The sequence below is a fragment of the Albidovulum aestuarii genome (assembly GCF_029961185.1).
Lineage (GTDB): Bacteria > Pseudomonadota > Alphaproteobacteria > Rhodobacterales > Rhodobacteraceae > Albidovulum > Albidovulum aestuarii.
This window is the reverse complement of record NZ_JASBQQ010000007.1, coordinates 189,076-204,569: the sequence shown is the minus strand read 5'-3', so window position 1 is coordinate 204,569 and position 15,494 is coordinate 189,076. Positions and strand designations below refer to the sequence as shown.

Genomic DNA, 15,494 nt, shown 5'->3' with positions numbered 1-15,494 from the left:
TCCCTGCTGCAGCCGGCAGGGAATTCCTCTGTAAACCACTGAATCCTATCACCGAATCTGGCTCGGCAGCGCGGCTCCGAGGCAAGATCCGGAAAATTCCCTGCAAATTCCCTGCTGGCAGGGAATTCTTCGCCAAAACCGAACCGGCTGATGGGCCCGTCAGAGACCCATCGCGGCGCTCACGGCGAAACGGTCTCTCAGCCAAGTCTCTGTAGGGGAGGAGGAGGCGCAAGGCACGGAAAAAACGACCGAAAATCCGGCGCGTTTCACAGCAATATCAATGACTTATGTCGATGGCGGAGACGAAGTCCGCATATATAATTTAGTAATGCATTGAAAATAATTATAAAAATATAGTTGTATAATGATCATACCACATATCATACCACTACACGGCCGTGGGCCCTGCACTTGTCGCCGTATCACGGAACGGCAACCGCGACATTAGGGTATCACAGTTCGCGCTGTCTTAATTTTACATCAACCAGACTCACACGAAGATAAAATCGCTCTGATCGATATCGCCGATACTGACACCATCCAGCGTGATGACGTGGCCGTTATAGTCGATCTCGACCCCGCCCGTCACGGCCGTCACGCCCAGCGCCGCGAACTTGCCCGCCTGACCGGCGCCTGCCACACCATGCAGACGGATCAGATCAATGCCGTTCTCGAAATCGGTGATCAGGTCGGCCTCGCCATTGGTCAGTGCTGCAAAGACAAAGACATCCGCGCCAGCCCCGCCTTCAAGCGTGTCGTTGCCCGACCCGCCGTTCAGCGTGTCGTTATCGTTCCCGCCAAAGAGCTGATCATTGCCGGTACTCGCGGCCAGAAAATCATTGCCGTCGTCGCCGAAGACCATATCGTCCTCTTCACCCGAGCCGATCTGGTCGTCGCCAGCCCCACCATGGATCGTGTCCTTGCCGCGGCCGCCGCCGATCTGGTCATTGCCATCGTCGCCATTGACGATGTCATTGCCGAAACTGCCGGCCAAAGTGTCGTCACCGAACCCGCCATGAATGGTGTCGGCGCCGTAACCGCCCGAGGCCACGTCCTTGCCGTTACCCGCATCGATCAGGTCGTCATCGTTGCCAGAACCGATGACGTCGTTGCCGTCCTCGCCGTAAATCGAGTCAAAGCCGTTGCCGCCGCCGATGGAATCGGAACCGGTGCCGCCATAGACCGTGTCATTGCCGTCCGAGGCCGCGATGTTGTCATTGCCGTTCTCGCCGTAAAGCAGATCGTTGCCGAACCGACCGAGGATCGCGTCATTGCCCACGCCGCCATAGATCGTATCGTTGCCAGCCTCACCATCCAGGCGGTCGTTGCCAGCATCACCATGTAATTCGTCATTGCCGATCCCGCCGACTAGCGAGTCCACACCATCTGCACCGACCAAAAAGTCGTCGGCCGAACCGCCCAATATGGTGTCGTTCCCAGTGCCACCATTGATAACCATTCTACGATCGGAAAAGGTTCCATCAACCAAATCGTCACCGTCATAGGCCGAGACCCGGATTGTGTTGTTTGATATTGAAGTGCCAAAGAGGCTCCCGATATTCAATACGTCGGCAATGTTGCCGAGAAGAAACTGCAGCTCCTCAATGGCGGAGAGCACATAGGATTGCCCGGTCTGAAGGACCGAAATGACAGCATTGCCGTTTTGGGCCCCGACTGAGACAGTGCTGTTTGCCGTCGAAAAGGTCGAGAAGGCGAACGTGTCCAACCCGGCACTGCCGATGTAAGTTCGCCCCGGATTGGCCGCTGTGGCCGCAATCCCGATCCCAATGCCGTTCTCGTCGTTCAGAAGTTCCAACGGGTCGCGCCAATGGGTCGACAGGACAGGATCGTCGCTAAGGTTACCGCCGCCATAGATGTTTCCGCTACCGTTGATGCCCCATTCGACGCCATTCGGATAGAACCATGTCCCGAAGTCACGGACCTCGAAATGTAGGTGAGTACCACCGGTGCCCGTGTTGCCCTGATAACCGAGCACCGTCGTTCCAGCGACCACGGGATCGTTAACAGCCACCGATGGAGCTTGGGACATGTGAAAATAGGTTGTGTAAAAAGTACCGGTGCCAGAGCCGAACACATGCGGATAGTCACTCATCTGATGCTCTACAATGACCGCATATCCGACACCGCCGACCTGATTCACTGCCGTGGTGACAGCGTGCACTGTACCATCGTACATTGCCCAAATCGCGACATTACCATCGCCATCTAGATCGTGTCCGCCAAGGTCCACGCCCGAATGCGTGACAAGGCTAGGGGCGGACGTATTCCCACTGACATTCACACGGAAATCAACCTCGCCAAATAGATACCCACTAACGCTTCCACCTTCCAGGATGTTGCCAAGAATACTGGCATTTGGGATTGCCTGAACTTCGACCTCGTAGCTGCCGGTAGCGCCGCTAAACCCTTCTGCCGAAATATAATAATACCCTGAATATTGTGGATTGAAATCGATCCTAGCATTGTTCACTGGAGATGTAGCCCATGGATAGACGTCGTCGTTAACGTCTAATTGGGTTTGATTGCTATCGAGAATACGCAGGTATGGATCGGTGAGCGTCCCGTCTCCTGTCGCGGCACCTAGCAGGTCGACGCGGTAGGTTGTTCCTGCTTCAAGATATACGCGAAACAGATCGGCCTCACCTGCGGCAGAAATTGTTCCGGTTGCTTCGAAACTGCCACCAGTTGCAGATGTGCTTGCCCCAAGCACTTGAGCACCAAGCGGATCGGGGCCAGCAGGCGGGATTGCTGCATTTAAGTCAGTGAGAGAACTTACTGAGATCGTCTGATCCGAAAACTGTATTTGCTCGACATCAATAAGATTGCTTATCCCCAATCCCGAAGCCGACCCGTCTACGATGACTTCGTTACCGTAGCGAAGGATTTGAAACTCCGATGCGGAGTGAAAGGACACAAATGTGTCCAAGCCCAAACCTCCATCAACGTAGTTTATACCGTGATCATCGTAAAGAATGTCATCGCCAGACCCACCTGTCAGTGCATCGTTTCCGCCGCCGCCGAACAGCTCGTCGTTGCCGTGACCACCATCAATTGTATCGTCGCCATTGCTGCCTTGCAGCAGGTCGCTAAAATCGCTCCCAAGAGCATCGACGTTTCCAGTATCACGAAGACTTGGTGATTTAACTTGGCCATTTGCGGACGAAGCATCGTAAACAAAATCGTAACCGGCGAAAACCGCGTCGAAAGTGTTAGTGAACGTTGCATTCGAAAAGCCGTCCACTACGCTGTCGGCAAAGACGGCGTCAAGACTCAAGTTTGAGATCGAAGCCAGCAAAACACCGTTGTCGTAGAAATCGATACCAGTGATTGTGCCAGACGTTGGGCCGGCAGCGTTAAAGGTAAATCCGCTTCCTGAGAGTACAGTTGTTCGGTTAGGTAGATCAGTGTTCTGAATAGTGTATTGCGTCGCGGATTGTAAGATCCTGACGGTGCTTTCAAAGCCGCTGGCGCCGATAAAGGCATCGCCAATGATCACGCCGGTAAAATCCCCGTAGTTGTTTGCGTCGTAACTGCCCTTATAATGGGTAATTGTTGCTGTTTGCTGTGTTATCGACTGCCCTAAAATGCCCAGCGAGATCCGACCGTCTGCAAAACCATCGGCAGCGTCGAGAGCAGACAGGTTGCCATGGCCGCCATAGACGGCATAACTCTGACCCGCATCAATGTACCCGAAAAGATCGGCAGTGGGATTACCGAAGACTAAATCGCCGAACCCATCGTTGTTTAAATCCCCAGCATAGCTGACCGGGTAGGCGGACGAGAAATTGTTATAATAGCTATCGAAAGCGAAGCCATTTGTGCCGTCGATTGATGAAACGTCTAAACTAGACGGAAGGTTCGCACCGCCGTAGATCAAATAGCTCGCAGCATAGCCACTACTTTGGTCAAAAACACAACTGAACAGCATGTCATCGTACCCGTCGCCGTTGACATCCCCGGCATTGGAAACGTGATCGCCGAATTGATAAGAAGCAGAGCTGTTGATCACGAATCCATTGCTGCCGTCGAGCGACGATAGATCGAGGCTCGCGGTCAGGTTCGCACCGCCATAAACGACATAGCTCGCGCCTGAACCATAGCCGCTACTGCCGACATCGCTGTAGGGCGCACCGATCAAGACATCGTCGAAACCGTCGCCGTTTACATCCCCGGCGGAGGAAACCGAAAAGCCGCTATGGTCACCGGAATCGATGCCGTTGATTATGAAGCCGTTTGTACCGTCGAGCGACGAAAGATCGAGGCTCGCCGGCAGTGACGCCCCGCCAAAGACAACATAACTTTCGCCCGCCAACGACTGGCTGTTAGGGTTAGCGAGGTAAGCTCCGATCAGCACATCGTCGAAGCCGTCGCCATTCACGTCTCCAGCAGAGGAAACCGAGAAACCGCTATAATCACCCGCATCGATGCCGTTGATCACGAAGCCGTTCGTACCGTCAAGCGACGAAAGATCAAGGCTCGCCGGCAGTGACGCCCCACCATAGACGACGTAGCTCTCGCCAGCGTTCGCTTGGCCGTTCGGGTCGCCTCCCAACGCGCCGATAAGGAGATCGTCGAACCCGTCGCCGTTCACATCCCCGGCGGAGGACACCGAATAGCCGCTATCGTCACCGGAATCGATGCCGTTGATCACGAAGCCGTTCGTGCCGTTGAGCGACGAAAGATCAAGGCTCGCTGGCAGTGACGCCCCGCCAAACACCACGTAACTCTCGCCAGCACTCGACTGACCGTTCGGGTCAGCAGACGAGGCACCGATCAGGAGATCGTCGAAACCGTCGCCGTTCACGTCCCCGGCGGAGGAAACCGAAGCGCCGCTAGATCCACCGGCATCGATGCCGTTGATTATGAAGCCGTTTGTACCGTCGAGCGACGAAAGATCCAGGCTCGCCGGCAGTGACGCCCCGCCAAAGACGACATAGCTCTCGCCAGCATTAAATCCGGTCGTGTCGCCTCCCGGCGCGCCGATTAACAGATCGTCGAACCCATCGCCGTTCACGTCCCCAGCTGAGGACACGGCATAGCCACTAATATCACCTGCATCGATTCCGTTGATCGTTAGGCCGTAATAGGCAGGTGCTGTGTTCCCTGCGGTCAAAGTGGAAAAGGTGTTCACAAACGCCACGGGATCGACCCAGGCTGTTGGCGCGCCCGACGGGTTGTAACCGTCGTCGGCCGTTGGCAGCGTGTTGCCGATCGTCATCTCGAAATGCAGATGCGCGACCCCGCCGCTTGCGCCCGACAGGCCGAGCGTGCCGATTTGCGTCCCGATGCTTATCTGATCTCCGAGCGAAACGCCCGCCACGGTGTCGAGATGGGCATAAAGGCTATATACCGTGGTGACACTCTGACCGTTCACGCTGATCACCGTCGGCAAATCATGCCGCAGCACGAGGTAATTGCCAAAGCCGGTCGTCGAACCGCCCTGATTTGAAACAACCTCAACCACCGTGCCGTTGCCGATCGCATACACCGGATCGCCCAAGTCGGTGTTCCCGCCTCCCTCACCGTTCCAGTCCACGCCGAGGTGATAGGAACTGAGAGTTGTGTTCAAATCATTGAAGTTTTGGGCGACGTAATACCCATCCCCGTCAATCCCTGGCGTGATAGTGCCCGAACCGAGGGGCTGACGAAACGTATCTGCAAAAAAGTTGGAAATCGGCACGTGCCAAGACCTTTGATCTGAAATGTCACGGATATATTGCTGCCCCTTCGGCTCGATGGCCGACAGTCACGATCATCGTCGTCGTCGACTCAGAGAAGAAGCAATTACATTTCCAGAAAAAAGTGCCGCAAACCGACACCACCCGATCAATCCACCCATTACAAGCCTCCCCCAAGGCTACCGCAGTCGAAAACAGACATACGATAAGGGTAGGCTGGCCCGCGTAATGCGTTGAGTCAAACTGAATTTGCCGGCCGAGTGTTTGAAAGTTTGCCGACGGTCGCTCCAACACGGCTAGAGATGAACCGCATTTTCTGTTTGCACGCCGTTTTTCGCCTGACATGTGGTATACTCTGCGAAATATATGGAGCGCCACTTACCCGGAGCGCTTCACATGCTGTCAATTCCCCGCAGCAAGTCCCTCTGCCGCTCACGGGAAACAGGCATATATGCCGAATAAGTCGTCGTCAGTCGCTCGTGGCCAAGATTCTGCGACCACGCCTTTCGTGCTTCGAGAGTTCTGCAGACCTTGTCGCCGTAAAGCGACAGCATGGTGCGAAAGCTGTGCGGACCATACTCAGTCATGGAGACATTGCGGAACGCGGCTTTAATCGCGTCCCGAACGCGCTGGGCGTTGCTGTAGGGTTCACGGGAGAGACCCTGAGCGGCAAAGCCTTCCTTTCCCGCCGCAATCGTCTGTTTCGGGAACAGCGCATCTGCCGGACCATAGAGGTTGTCCTGAAGATGTCTGACCCAGCTTTCGAAGAAAGCGCGGTACATAGGATCGACCGGGAAAAACCATGTCTCGATGGTCTTGCTGTTTTTCGTGCGGACCTCTCGCCCGTCCTGAAAGACCATGTTCTCAATCAGATCGACATGCTTCAGGCAGAGCGAGGCAAGCGCGGAGTCGCGTGCGCCGGTCAACATCAGGAGCGCAAAAATTGCCTTGTCCCGCCATTCGACCTCGCTGTCCTCCGGCATGTTGCGGAAGGCGTGGTTGCATTGCTCCATCGACGGATAGATTTTCGGCCGCACGGAGTGGGCTGCACGGGCGTCCTTGGCGTTATTGTTGAAGTAATCGACATCGGAATAGGTCACGCGGGACTTGTAGCCGGGTTGGGAGGCGAGCCAGTGGAAGAACCCCTTCACCAGCCGCAAGGTCGCGTCGCGTGTCGTAAGAGATAGCGGATTGCCCGTCGCGGTGCGCCGCTTCTCCAGATACCGCTTGAATCGCTCGCACCAGTCGCGGTGAAATGTCTTGAAGGGCTTGTAACCCAAGACCTGCTCAAACTCGGCAAGGGCCGCATCGACCTTGTCGATGGTCTTTTCGTCCCGGCCCTTGGCCAGTGCGAGATAGCGTCGGTATTCGCGCTTCATGCGCTCGTTGTCTTCGTTGAATTTCCGGGCAGTCATGCTCGGCCTCCGTAGTGCTGTTTACAATATCGTTTGAGAGGTTCCATTAGTCGTTCCCCTCGTAACTGCCGCCGATCTCGCAGAATGCGTGCCAATTAGGCAGATTGCGGATGCTGACCATCCGGCTGCATTCCCGCTCGCAGGTATCGCAGAGCGCCACCAACCGCCCGTGTGAGCGGCTAAGAGGCACGTAGTCGGCGATACCCAAGGCAGGCTTCCGGGACTCCTTGCAGCGGAAGCAAAAGAACTCGCCAAGCTGGATGGGTCGTCTGCGCCGATTTGTCTCTGCGTTCATGAATGCCAGCACGTCGCGGCCGAGGATCAGCATCGGGCGCTGGGCGGTCAGCGCAGGCAGGCCGCGCTTTACCCAAGTTCGCACCGTTGCCTCTACAGCACCCGTCGTTTCGGCCAGTTCCTCGACCGTGTACGCCCGATGCTTCTTGACGCGGGCGGCACTGATCTTGCGACGTCGCATCAGGATTGCCCCGGTTCACGGGGCTCAACCCGGTTCGCCTCAGCCCAAGCGTTCAGGTCAGCGCCCCGATAGACGATCTTTCGGCCAAGCCGGTAGAAGGCCGGGCCGATCTTCTTGTGACGCCATTGCGCGAGCTTTTCTCGGTCGCCGATCAGTTCAAGCTCGGGGTCGCCGAGTACGTAGTTGCGGTTCGGCTCGAAGAGGTTTGCCATGTTCCAGTCCTTTTCGCTTTGACTGGAATGGACTTAATCGTGCGAACTAGACTTGAGAACAAATCATGAAAGTCCGGAACTGTCGGTTAAAATCACCTATTCGGTAGGATCTTTTTTTGTCGTTCCGAACCGACCGCTATCATTCGCCATCTTGAGCGCATTTCCGAGTATTCCTGGGCCTGCAGAAAAGCCCGCAAGGGCGTTGTGCGGGGGTTGAAGGTCGTCGTCGGTTAGTTGGGAGATCGCCCATCTCCCCGCATTTCGAACGTTGGCCACAATCCCAAGTATGGCAAACACCTCTTCCAGCGCGCGCCCATATTCAGTCGATGGGTGACCGCCGTCCCGAGCAACTCCTATTGTTGGCCGCTTTCCCGTCTGTCGCGCGACGAAGCGAGCAAACCTTAGCGCGATGGTCCGTGCCCAGTGGTTTGGGGGGCGATGACCTCCACTCCAGAATTCGGTTTCTTGATCGTGCAATTCCCGCTTTCTGTCCCAAAGCTCTTGAATCATATCAACAAGTAGTAACGCGATGAGGCTGCTAGCGCTGATTTCAGAAGCACCTTTACGAAGAAACGTGATGATGGAGTCTGGCGCGGTTCTGGAGTTGCGTCGCCTCACCTTGTCGTCAAGAAGCAGCACGAGATTTTTTCGAGCCTGCTCTGCCTCCATACTTTCGTCTTCTCGCCCCAGCAGTTGGTGCAACAAACCTCGACAATGTTCGTTAATCGCATCAACGGCAGCTTCCTCAGCTAGGAACTCGCCCTTGCTATCGTGCTGATTTGGCTTTGAGATGTCGAATGGTGCGGCAGCTTGGCCTAGCAGTGTGTAACTTGATCGTTTCACGCCAAAGCGGGCTGCGACCTCCCATAGGCGGTCAATCTGTTCGAATTCGTCCATAGAAAGGCAACATGCTGGATACCTTTTTGTCTTTCAAGCGCTGTCTATGAGACCCAACTTCTTGGATGATTACAAAAAAAGGGTATGAGGCCGGATACCTTCATTGCTTTCCTTTGCCCCCAACGGGGAACTGAAATACCTGCTCGCAACTACCGGTCGTAAACTTTGACCACCGTTCCAGTAGCATCCGCCGCCGATCCAGAAGGTCGGAACGCGCATACGCGTTCTCAACTGCCGAACCGATTCGGTGCGCGAGGCACATTTCCGCAACCTCACGAGGAGCCTTTGCCACTTCCGCCGCCCAATCCCGGAACGAGCTTCTGAGCCCGTGAACGGTTGCGCCTTCGACCTTCATTCGGCGCAAGAGCATCAGCATCGACATGTTGGACAATGGCGTGTGCCGTTTCTGCCCTTCGAATACGACTTCGGATTCCAGTGCTTTCAAGGGCTCAAGGATCGCCGCCATTTCCGCTGTTAGCGGCACACGATGCACCTCGCCCCCCTTCATTCGGCTGGCCGGGACAGACCAGAGCATTGCGTCTAAGTCGAACTCTTCCCAGCGCGCGCCCAGCGCCTCGCTCGTGCGGGATGCGGTCAGGCAGGTGAACATCAACGCTTTGGCGGCCATCGCATCGCGTGATTTCAGGTCAGCATAGAAGGCAGGCACGTCGCGCCAATCCATCGCCTTGTGATGCTCTGCCTTAGCCTTGATCTTCGGCAGGACGCGAGCGTCTCGGATCGCCACCACGGGGTTCTCACCCGAGCGATAGCCCTTCGACCGCGCCACATCAAGAACCGCCTTGATGCGCTGTGCCACGCGACGCGCGGTTTCAGGCTTGAGCGTCCAGATTGGTGTCAGGCAGGAAAGCACTTCCGGCTGGTCAATGTCAGAGACGGGCAAACGGCCGATGAGAGGAAACGCATAGTCGGTCAGCGTATTGATCCACTGCGCCCCGTGCTTTTCATTCTTCCATGTCGGTAAGCGTTCCAGATGAACCTGCCGGGCGACTTCCTCGAAGGTCGGAATTTCCTTCTTGGCATTGAAGCGGGGATTGAGCCCTGACTTGGCGAGCCTGCGATACTCCAGCGCCTTCGCGCGCGCTTCCTGAAGCGTGACGACATCAGCACCACCAAGGCCGAAATCCGTCCGAAGTGGCCCGCCCTGCCGGTTCCGCTGGCCTTTGACGACCACCCGCACTACCCAGCGCCGCGCGCCCGATGGATCGACCACTAGGTAGAGCCCGTTCCCGTCGCCATGCCGACCCGGCCCAAGTGCCTCGACCTTTGCCTTTGTCAGCTTGCCGGAAATCATGATCGCCCTCCGTTTTGTACCACATAAGATACCACAAAACAGAACAAATGGAAGTAAATCGAAGAAAGTTTGGCGCAACTCTCCAGAGAATGGATTCGCACGAAACCCATGAAAAATAGGGGCTTCGAAGTACCGAGCAGTATTGAGGAAAATGATGGGCTGGCGGAGACGAAGGGATTCGAACCCTCGAGACGGTTTCCCGTCTGCACCCTTAGCAGGGGTGTGCCTTCGACCACTCGGCCACGTCTCCGCCGCGAGGAATAGCCCGCAAAGACAAAGAAGCACAAGGCTTATTTGCCGTCTTTGGGTCGGAAGTCAGTTCAATCAATTGCCGTCGGCGTTCAATGCATTTCGTTGATCAAACGACATCCCGCATGGAAAACGCGTCCAAAGTCTGTGCAGGGTGTTCCTGAGACGTTCCGGCGTGCAAGCTGACGGGTATGGGCCAGTTTGATGGATATCGGCGCACCGGTGTCGCGTACCAAAAGCCGAACCCGGAAACACCTCCGTCCGAAGAGCCGTACAGACGCGGAAACGGGTACAGTGTTTCCGCAACTCTGCCGTCAGGACCCTTCTTGGATTTTCGACACGCGGAGGGTTCAAGCGATCGCAGCCACCGCCTTCTCGATGGCACCCTCGGTCACGCTGAAATCAGAGTCAGTCAAGGCTAGACATGGGTAAATCTTGCCTGGGGACTTGAAGATGCCGTTCGCACGCAGAACCGCATTAAAGGCCGAACTTTTCTTCGCATCCGCCGCCAGCACATCGCGATAGGTCCGGACATCTTGCTCGGTGAAAACCACATCGAAAAGCGTCGGATGGCCCACGATCCGATGCGCAACACCGGCGGCATCAAGGTGGCGGGCGAGCATCGCCTGCAACCGTTCACCGTGGGCGCATAGAGTGTCAAAAGCACCATCTCGGCGCAGGATCTCCATCGTTTTCAGCCCGGCAACGGCGGCGACCGGATTTCCCGAGAGCGTACCGAGCATCATCAGCCATCGGTTCGCCCCGACTATCGCCTTATCAAAATGGTCCATGATGTCCTTGCGGCCCGCCACCGCCGCCAGGGGGAAACCGCCGCCGATGATCTTGCCGAGCGTGCAGAGGTCGGGCGTCACGCCGTAGGCTTCCTGCGCGCCGCCATAGGCGAAGCGGAAGCCGGTCACGACCTCGTCGAAGATCAGAACGATGCCGTAGCGGTCACAGAGATCCCGCACCGCCTGCAGGAATCCAGGCGCGGGCGGGATGATCCGCTGCAGCGGTTCGACGATGATGCCCGCCACGTCGGTCCCGTGTTCTTTCAGCAGGCTTTCGAGATAGTCGGGATCGTTGAAGGGCGCGATCAGCATCTCGGCCCTGACCGCCTCGGGAATCCCGGCGCTGTCGGGCACCGCCTGTGGGAAGTTCACCAGCCGCGTCGGAGCGAGGCTCATCTGCGCCTCCGCAGACATGCCGTGATAACCGCCTTCGAACTTCAGGATCTTGTCGCGGCCGGTGTAGGCGCGGGCGAGCCGCATCGCGTACATGTCGGCCTCGCCGCCCGAGGACAGGAACCGCACTTGCTCGGCACATTCGACGGCGCGGCAGATCTCCTCGGCCAGTTCCACGGCCGGCGCATTGTTGGCGAAGAAGGTCATGCCCTTCGGCAGTTGCTCGGCCACCGCCTCCAGCACTTCCGGGTGGCCGTGGCCGAGAAGCATCGGGCCGGAGCCGATCAGGTAGTCGACATATTCGTTTCCGTCCTCGTCCCAGACCCGCGCGCCCTTGCCCTCGCGGATGAAGACGGAAGGGTCGAAATTGCCGAACCCTCCGGCGGGCAGCACGGCGCGGGCGCGGTCGGCCCAATTCTGCATCACGGTCTTGTCGAGCACGGGGTCTCTCCTAGTCTATGACGGCCATGGGTTGGCCGAGTGTATCCCGGTCTGGTGCGACCCCCAAACCCGGCCCTTCGGGTGGCGCGATGCGACCCGCCTTGCGGAACGGTGCATTCGGGTCGAGGCGCGGGCCGACATAGCCCGAGAGGTCGCAGGTATTCAGCAGCATCCGCTCCGGCGTCGCGGCCGCGAGATGGAGGAGCGCCGAGGTGGTGACGTCCGAGCCCCAGGTATCCTCGACGCACATCTTCGCGCCGAGATGCAGGCAAAGGTCGCGCGCGCGCCGCATCGGGCTGAGCCCGCCGAATTTCGAGAGTTTCAGCGCGACGGCATCCATGCAGCCAAGCTCGTACGCCTTCAGGAGCGAGGCCGTATCATACCCGTTCTCGTCGATCTTCATCGGCAGACCCGTGGCGGCGCGGACGGCGGCGCATTCCTCCAGCGTGGCGCAGGGTTGCTCCAGCATCACGTCCATGTCCGCGACCGCCTTGCCGACCCGCGTCGCGTCGAGCCGTGTGGCACCGCAGTTCCAATCTCCGTAAACGAGCGGGCCATGGCCCACGGCCTCGCGGACCAATCGCAGACGCGCAACATCGGCCTGCCAATCACCATCGGCACCGAGCTTGACCTGAAACTGGGTAATTCCCTCCCGCTGCGCTTCCTTCGCGATCCGCGCCATCTCTTCAGGCGCGATGCAGGTGATCGAATGGTAGAGCGGCATGTCCGTCATCTGCCGCCCGCCCAAGAGGGCGTGAAGCGGCAGACCTGCCACCTTCCCGGTGATGTCCCAAAGCGCGATGTCGAGTGCCGATTTGGCATAGGGATGGCCTTGCAGCCACGCATCGGCACGGCTCATCAGCGCCTCCGACCCCACCGGATCGGCGCCGATCACCACCGGTGCGAGGTATTCGAGCGCGGGGCGTACGCCCTCTGCATAGGCCGGCAGGTAATGCGGGATCGGACAGACCTCGCCCCAGCCTTCAACGCCTGAATCGGTGTCAACACGCAGAACGACCGAGGTGACGGTGTCGCAGGTCTTGCCGCCCGCCATGTGATAGGCGATGTGGCTCGTCAACGGAACGTCCCAGAGCGTAAGCCGCGTGATCTTCATACCGGAACCGCCTGCAAGGCTGCACCACGCGGAACGCGGCCCTCTGGATCGTAGGCCGGTTCGCTCAGAACCTTGGCGTGGCGCGGCTCGCCCATGATGACGACCTCAAGCTCAGTAGCCGGTTTGGCGTGGTCCGCCTTCACATATGCAAAGGCGAGGAGCTTTCCGACAGAGTGACCAAAGGCGATGGAACTGACGGTACCCACCTGTTTGCCGCCCGCGAGCACCGCCTCGCCGCCATTGCCGTCGGATCGGCCATCGCCCGCAACCTCCAGATAGGCGCAGACCCAGCGTAACGGACTTGCCGCCGCTGCTTCAGTCGCGGCCTTGCCACGGAACGCCTTGTCCATCCGCACAAAACGCATCACGTCTGCTTCGGGCAGGGTAACCTCGTTCGTTAGTTCGCCCGCGCCTTTGAACGCCTTCTCCATCCGCAATGCGTTCATCGCGAAGGAGCCGTAGTCGGCCAGCCCGTGCCGCTTGCCCGCCGCCTTCAATGCCCGGAAGGCGCCTTGGATCGCCGCGCGAGGCCCGTGGAACTCCCAGCCAAGCTCGCCCGCATAGGACATGCGGAAGGCCCAGAGCCTGTGGCCGCCGACCGCGATCTCCTGCCCCGTCATCCACTTGAAGTCGGCATTGCTGAGGTCCGAGCTGGTGCAGGCCCCGAGGATATCGCGCGCCTTCGGGCCGTTCAGCGCCAAGGCACCCCAGTCGGTAGAGCGGTTGGTGATGGTGACGTCCTCACCGGCCTTCGCGAAGGTCAGGTAATCGACCAGCCGCTGTTCGAAGAAGGCCGCACAGACGAGGTAAAGACGGTCTTCAGCCAGCCGGACGACGGTGTTTTCCAGCTCGATCCGACCCTGATCGTTCAGAAGATGCGTGAGGCCGATCCGGCCCACGGCGGGCAGCCTGTTCGGCACCAGCCGGTCGAGGAAGGAAGCCGCGTCCGGGCCCGAGATCTCGACCTTTGAGAAGGCCGAGATGTCCATGATGCCCGCCTTCTCCCGCACCGCGCGGACTTCGGCGCCGACGATGTCGTGCAGTTTCGTGCGGCGGAAGCCGTAGATGTCCTTGGCCTCGACGCCTTCCGGCGCGAACCAGCGCGGGCGCTCGTGGCCGTAAACTTCCTCGAAGACCGCGCCCGCGGCTTTCAGGTCATCATAGAGCGCGGAGGGCTTCACCGGCCGCGCGTCGAGACGGTTGAAGAACGGGAACGGGATCTCGTGGCGCAGGAGGTAATCCTCCTTCGCCTTGGTGATCTGGAACGACTTGTCCGCGTAGGGCCCGAACCGGCGTGGGTCGAACTCGCGCATGTTGATGTCGGCCGCGCCATGCACCATCCATCGCGCGAGTTCCCGCGTCAGGCCGGGGCCCCAGCCGATACCGATCTGGGTGCCACAGCAGCACCAGTAGTTCTTCAGCCCCGGCGCCGGGCCGATCAGGGGATTACCGTCGGGCGGATGCGAAATCGCACCGTGTACTTCGCGGGTGATGCCAAGATCGGCAAGGATCGGCATCCGGTCCATCGCGTTTTCAAGCCACGGCATGATCCGGTCGTAGTCCGGCTCAAAGAGCTCGTTCTCCGCTTCCCAGGGGCAGTGATTCTCCCAGACGGTGTTGGGATTGGCCTTTTCGTAGATGCCGATCAGGCCCTTCTTCTGCTCCATCCTTATGTAACCCGACACCAGCCGGTCATCGCGGACCACCGGCAGTTCCTTGTCGAGCGCCTGAAACTCAGGGACCGTGTCAGTGATCAGATAGTGATGTGTCATCGAGGTGGTCGGCAAATCGTAACCCGACCAAAGCGCGACCTGACGCGCATAGGTGCCGCCGGCGTTCACGACATGCTCGCAGGCGATGTTGCCCTGCTCGGTCTCGACCAGCCATTCACCGTTCGGCTGTTGGGTTACATTTGTCGCGCGGCAGCGGCGGATCACCTTCACGCCGAGTTGCCGCGCCCCCTTGGCGAGCGCAAAGGCCGCGCCCGCCGGGTCGACATGGCCGTCGTCGGGTGTGTGCAATGCCGCCTTCACCCCATCTAGATTGTAAAACGGATGCAGCTCGCGGATGCGCTCGGGCCCGACGATCTCCATCGGGAAGCCGAGCCCCTTGCCGACCGAAATCGTCTGGTGCAGCCAGTCGAGCTCATCATCGGTATAGGCAAGGCGCAGTGAGCCGCAGCCATGCCATGTCACCGACTGTCCAGTCTCGGCCTCCAGTACCTTGGAATAGAGGTCGATGTTGTAGCCCACGCATTTGCCTAAGGCGAAGCTCGACGTCGAATGCGTGATCTGCCCCGCCGCATGCCAGGTGGAGCCCGACGTCAGCTCCGCCTTTTCCAGAAGGACAACATCCGTCCAGCCCTCATGTGCGAGGTGGTAGGCAAGGCCACAGCCCATGATCCCGCCACCGATAATCACGACACGGGCGGTGGAGGGAAGTGCGCGTTCCGACATTCTAGAATTTCCCGAGATGAGTCGTGTTTTCACTCGACAG

The 15,494-nt window shown here is 58.5% G+C and carries 9 protein-coding genes and 1 tRNA gene; all 10 read right to left on the bottom strand.

The features are described from left to right. Positions 1–490: 490 nt before the first annotated feature. The 10 genes from QKW60_RS16080 to QKW60_RS16035 all read right to left on the bottom strand — a co-directional run bounded on the left by QKW60_RS16080 (position 491) and on the right by QKW60_RS16035 (position 15,454). Positions 491–5,701 (bottom strand): peptidoglycan DD-metalloendopeptidase family protein, encoded by a 5,211-nt coding sequence (locus QKW60_RS16080; RefSeq protein ID WP_282370169.1) that lies wholly within the window; start codon positions 5,699–5,701, stop codon positions 491–493. Between the two features lie 390 nt (positions 5,702–6,091). Continuing rightward, complete coding sequence (locus QKW60_RS16075) at positions 6,092–7,114, bottom strand: site-specific integrase (RefSeq protein WP_282370168.1); 1,023 nt, start codon at positions 7,112–7,114, stop codon at positions 6,092–6,094. A gap of 46 nt (positions 7,115–7,160) precedes the next feature. Beyond that, positions 7,161–7,589 (bottom strand): helix-turn-helix domain-containing protein, encoded by a 429-nt coding sequence (locus QKW60_RS16070; protein WP_282370167.1) that lies wholly within the window; start codon positions 7,587–7,589, stop codon positions 7,161–7,163. Further along, positions 7,589–7,801, bottom strand: coding sequence for a MerR family transcriptional regulator (locus QKW60_RS16065; RefSeq protein ID WP_282370166.1), 213 nt, complete (start codon positions 7,799–7,801; stop codon positions 7,589–7,591). Before QKW60_RS16065 ends, QKW60_RS16070 begins: the two co-directional genes overlap by 1 nt. Before the next feature lie 96 nt (positions 7,802–7,897). Continuing rightward, positions 7,898–8,698 carry a hypothetical protein gene (locus QKW60_RS16060; protein WP_282370164.1) on the bottom strand — a complete coding sequence of 267 codons (801 nt, stop codon included), beginning with the start codon at positions 8,696–8,698 and terminating at the stop codon, positions 7,898–7,900. A gap of 100 nt (positions 8,699–8,798) precedes the next feature. Beyond that, positions 8,799–10,010, bottom strand: a complete 1,212-nt coding sequence (locus QKW60_RS16055) for a tyrosine-type recombinase/integrase (protein ID WP_282370160.1) — start codon at positions 10,008–10,010, stop codon at positions 8,799–8,801. 160 nt (positions 10,011–10,170) lie between these two features. Further along, positions 10,171–10,260 (bottom strand) — tRNA-Ser (locus QKW60_RS16050). 349 nt (positions 10,261–10,609) lie between these two features. After that, positions 10,610–11,866, bottom strand: coding sequence for an aspartate aminotransferase family protein (locus tag QKW60_RS16045; protein ID WP_282370205.1), 1,257 nt, complete (start codon positions 11,864–11,866; stop codon positions 10,610–10,612). 28 nt (positions 11,867–11,894) lie between these two features. Further along, complete coding sequence (locus tag QKW60_RS16040; protein WP_282370158.1) at positions 11,895–12,998, bottom strand: mandelate racemase/muconate lactonizing enzyme family protein; 1,104 nt, start codon at positions 12,996–12,998, stop codon at positions 11,895–11,897. Beyond that, a complete protein-coding gene (locus QKW60_RS16035) occupies positions 12,995–15,454 on the bottom strand; it encodes an FAD-dependent oxidoreductase (protein ID WP_282370156.1) in 2,460 nt (819 codons plus the stop codon). Before QKW60_RS16035 ends, QKW60_RS16040 begins: the two co-directional genes overlap by 4 nt. Between the last annotated feature and the right edge of the window lie 40 nt (positions 15,455–15,494).

Bases quoted from the DNA above. Each gene is read 5' to 3' on its own strand.
- QKW60_RS16075 (WP_282370168.1), bottom strand. From the start codon at position 7,114: ATGACTGCCCGGAAATTCAACGAAGACAACGAGCGCATGAAGCGCGAA.
- QKW60_RS16070 (WP_282370167.1), bottom strand. From the start codon at position 7,589: ATGCGACGTCGCAAGATCAGTGCCGCCCGCGTCAAGAAGCATCGGGCG.
- QKW60_RS16065 (WP_282370166.1), bottom strand. From the start codon at position 7,801: ATGGCAAACCTCTTCGAGCCGAACCGCAACTACGTACTCGGCGACCCC.
- QKW60_RS16060 (WP_282370164.1), bottom strand. From the start codon at position 8,698: ATGGACGAATTCGAACAGATTGACCGCCTATGGGAGGTCGCAGCCCGC.
- QKW60_RS16055 (WP_282370160.1), bottom strand. From the start codon at position 10,010: ATGATTTCCGGCAAGCTGACAAAGGCAAAGGTCGAGGCACTTGGGCCG.
- QKW60_RS16045 (WP_282370205.1), bottom strand. From the start codon at position 11,866: ATGCAGAATTGGGCCGACCGCGCCCGCGCCGTGCTGCCCGCCGGAGGG.
- QKW60_RS16040 (WP_282370158.1), bottom strand. From the start codon at position 12,998: ATGAAGATCACGCGGCTTACGCTCTGGGACGTTCCGTTGACGAGCCAC.
- QKW60_RS16035 (WP_282370156.1), bottom strand. From the start codon at position 15,454: ATGTCGGAACGCGCACTTCCCTCCACCGCCCGTGTCGTGATTATCGGT.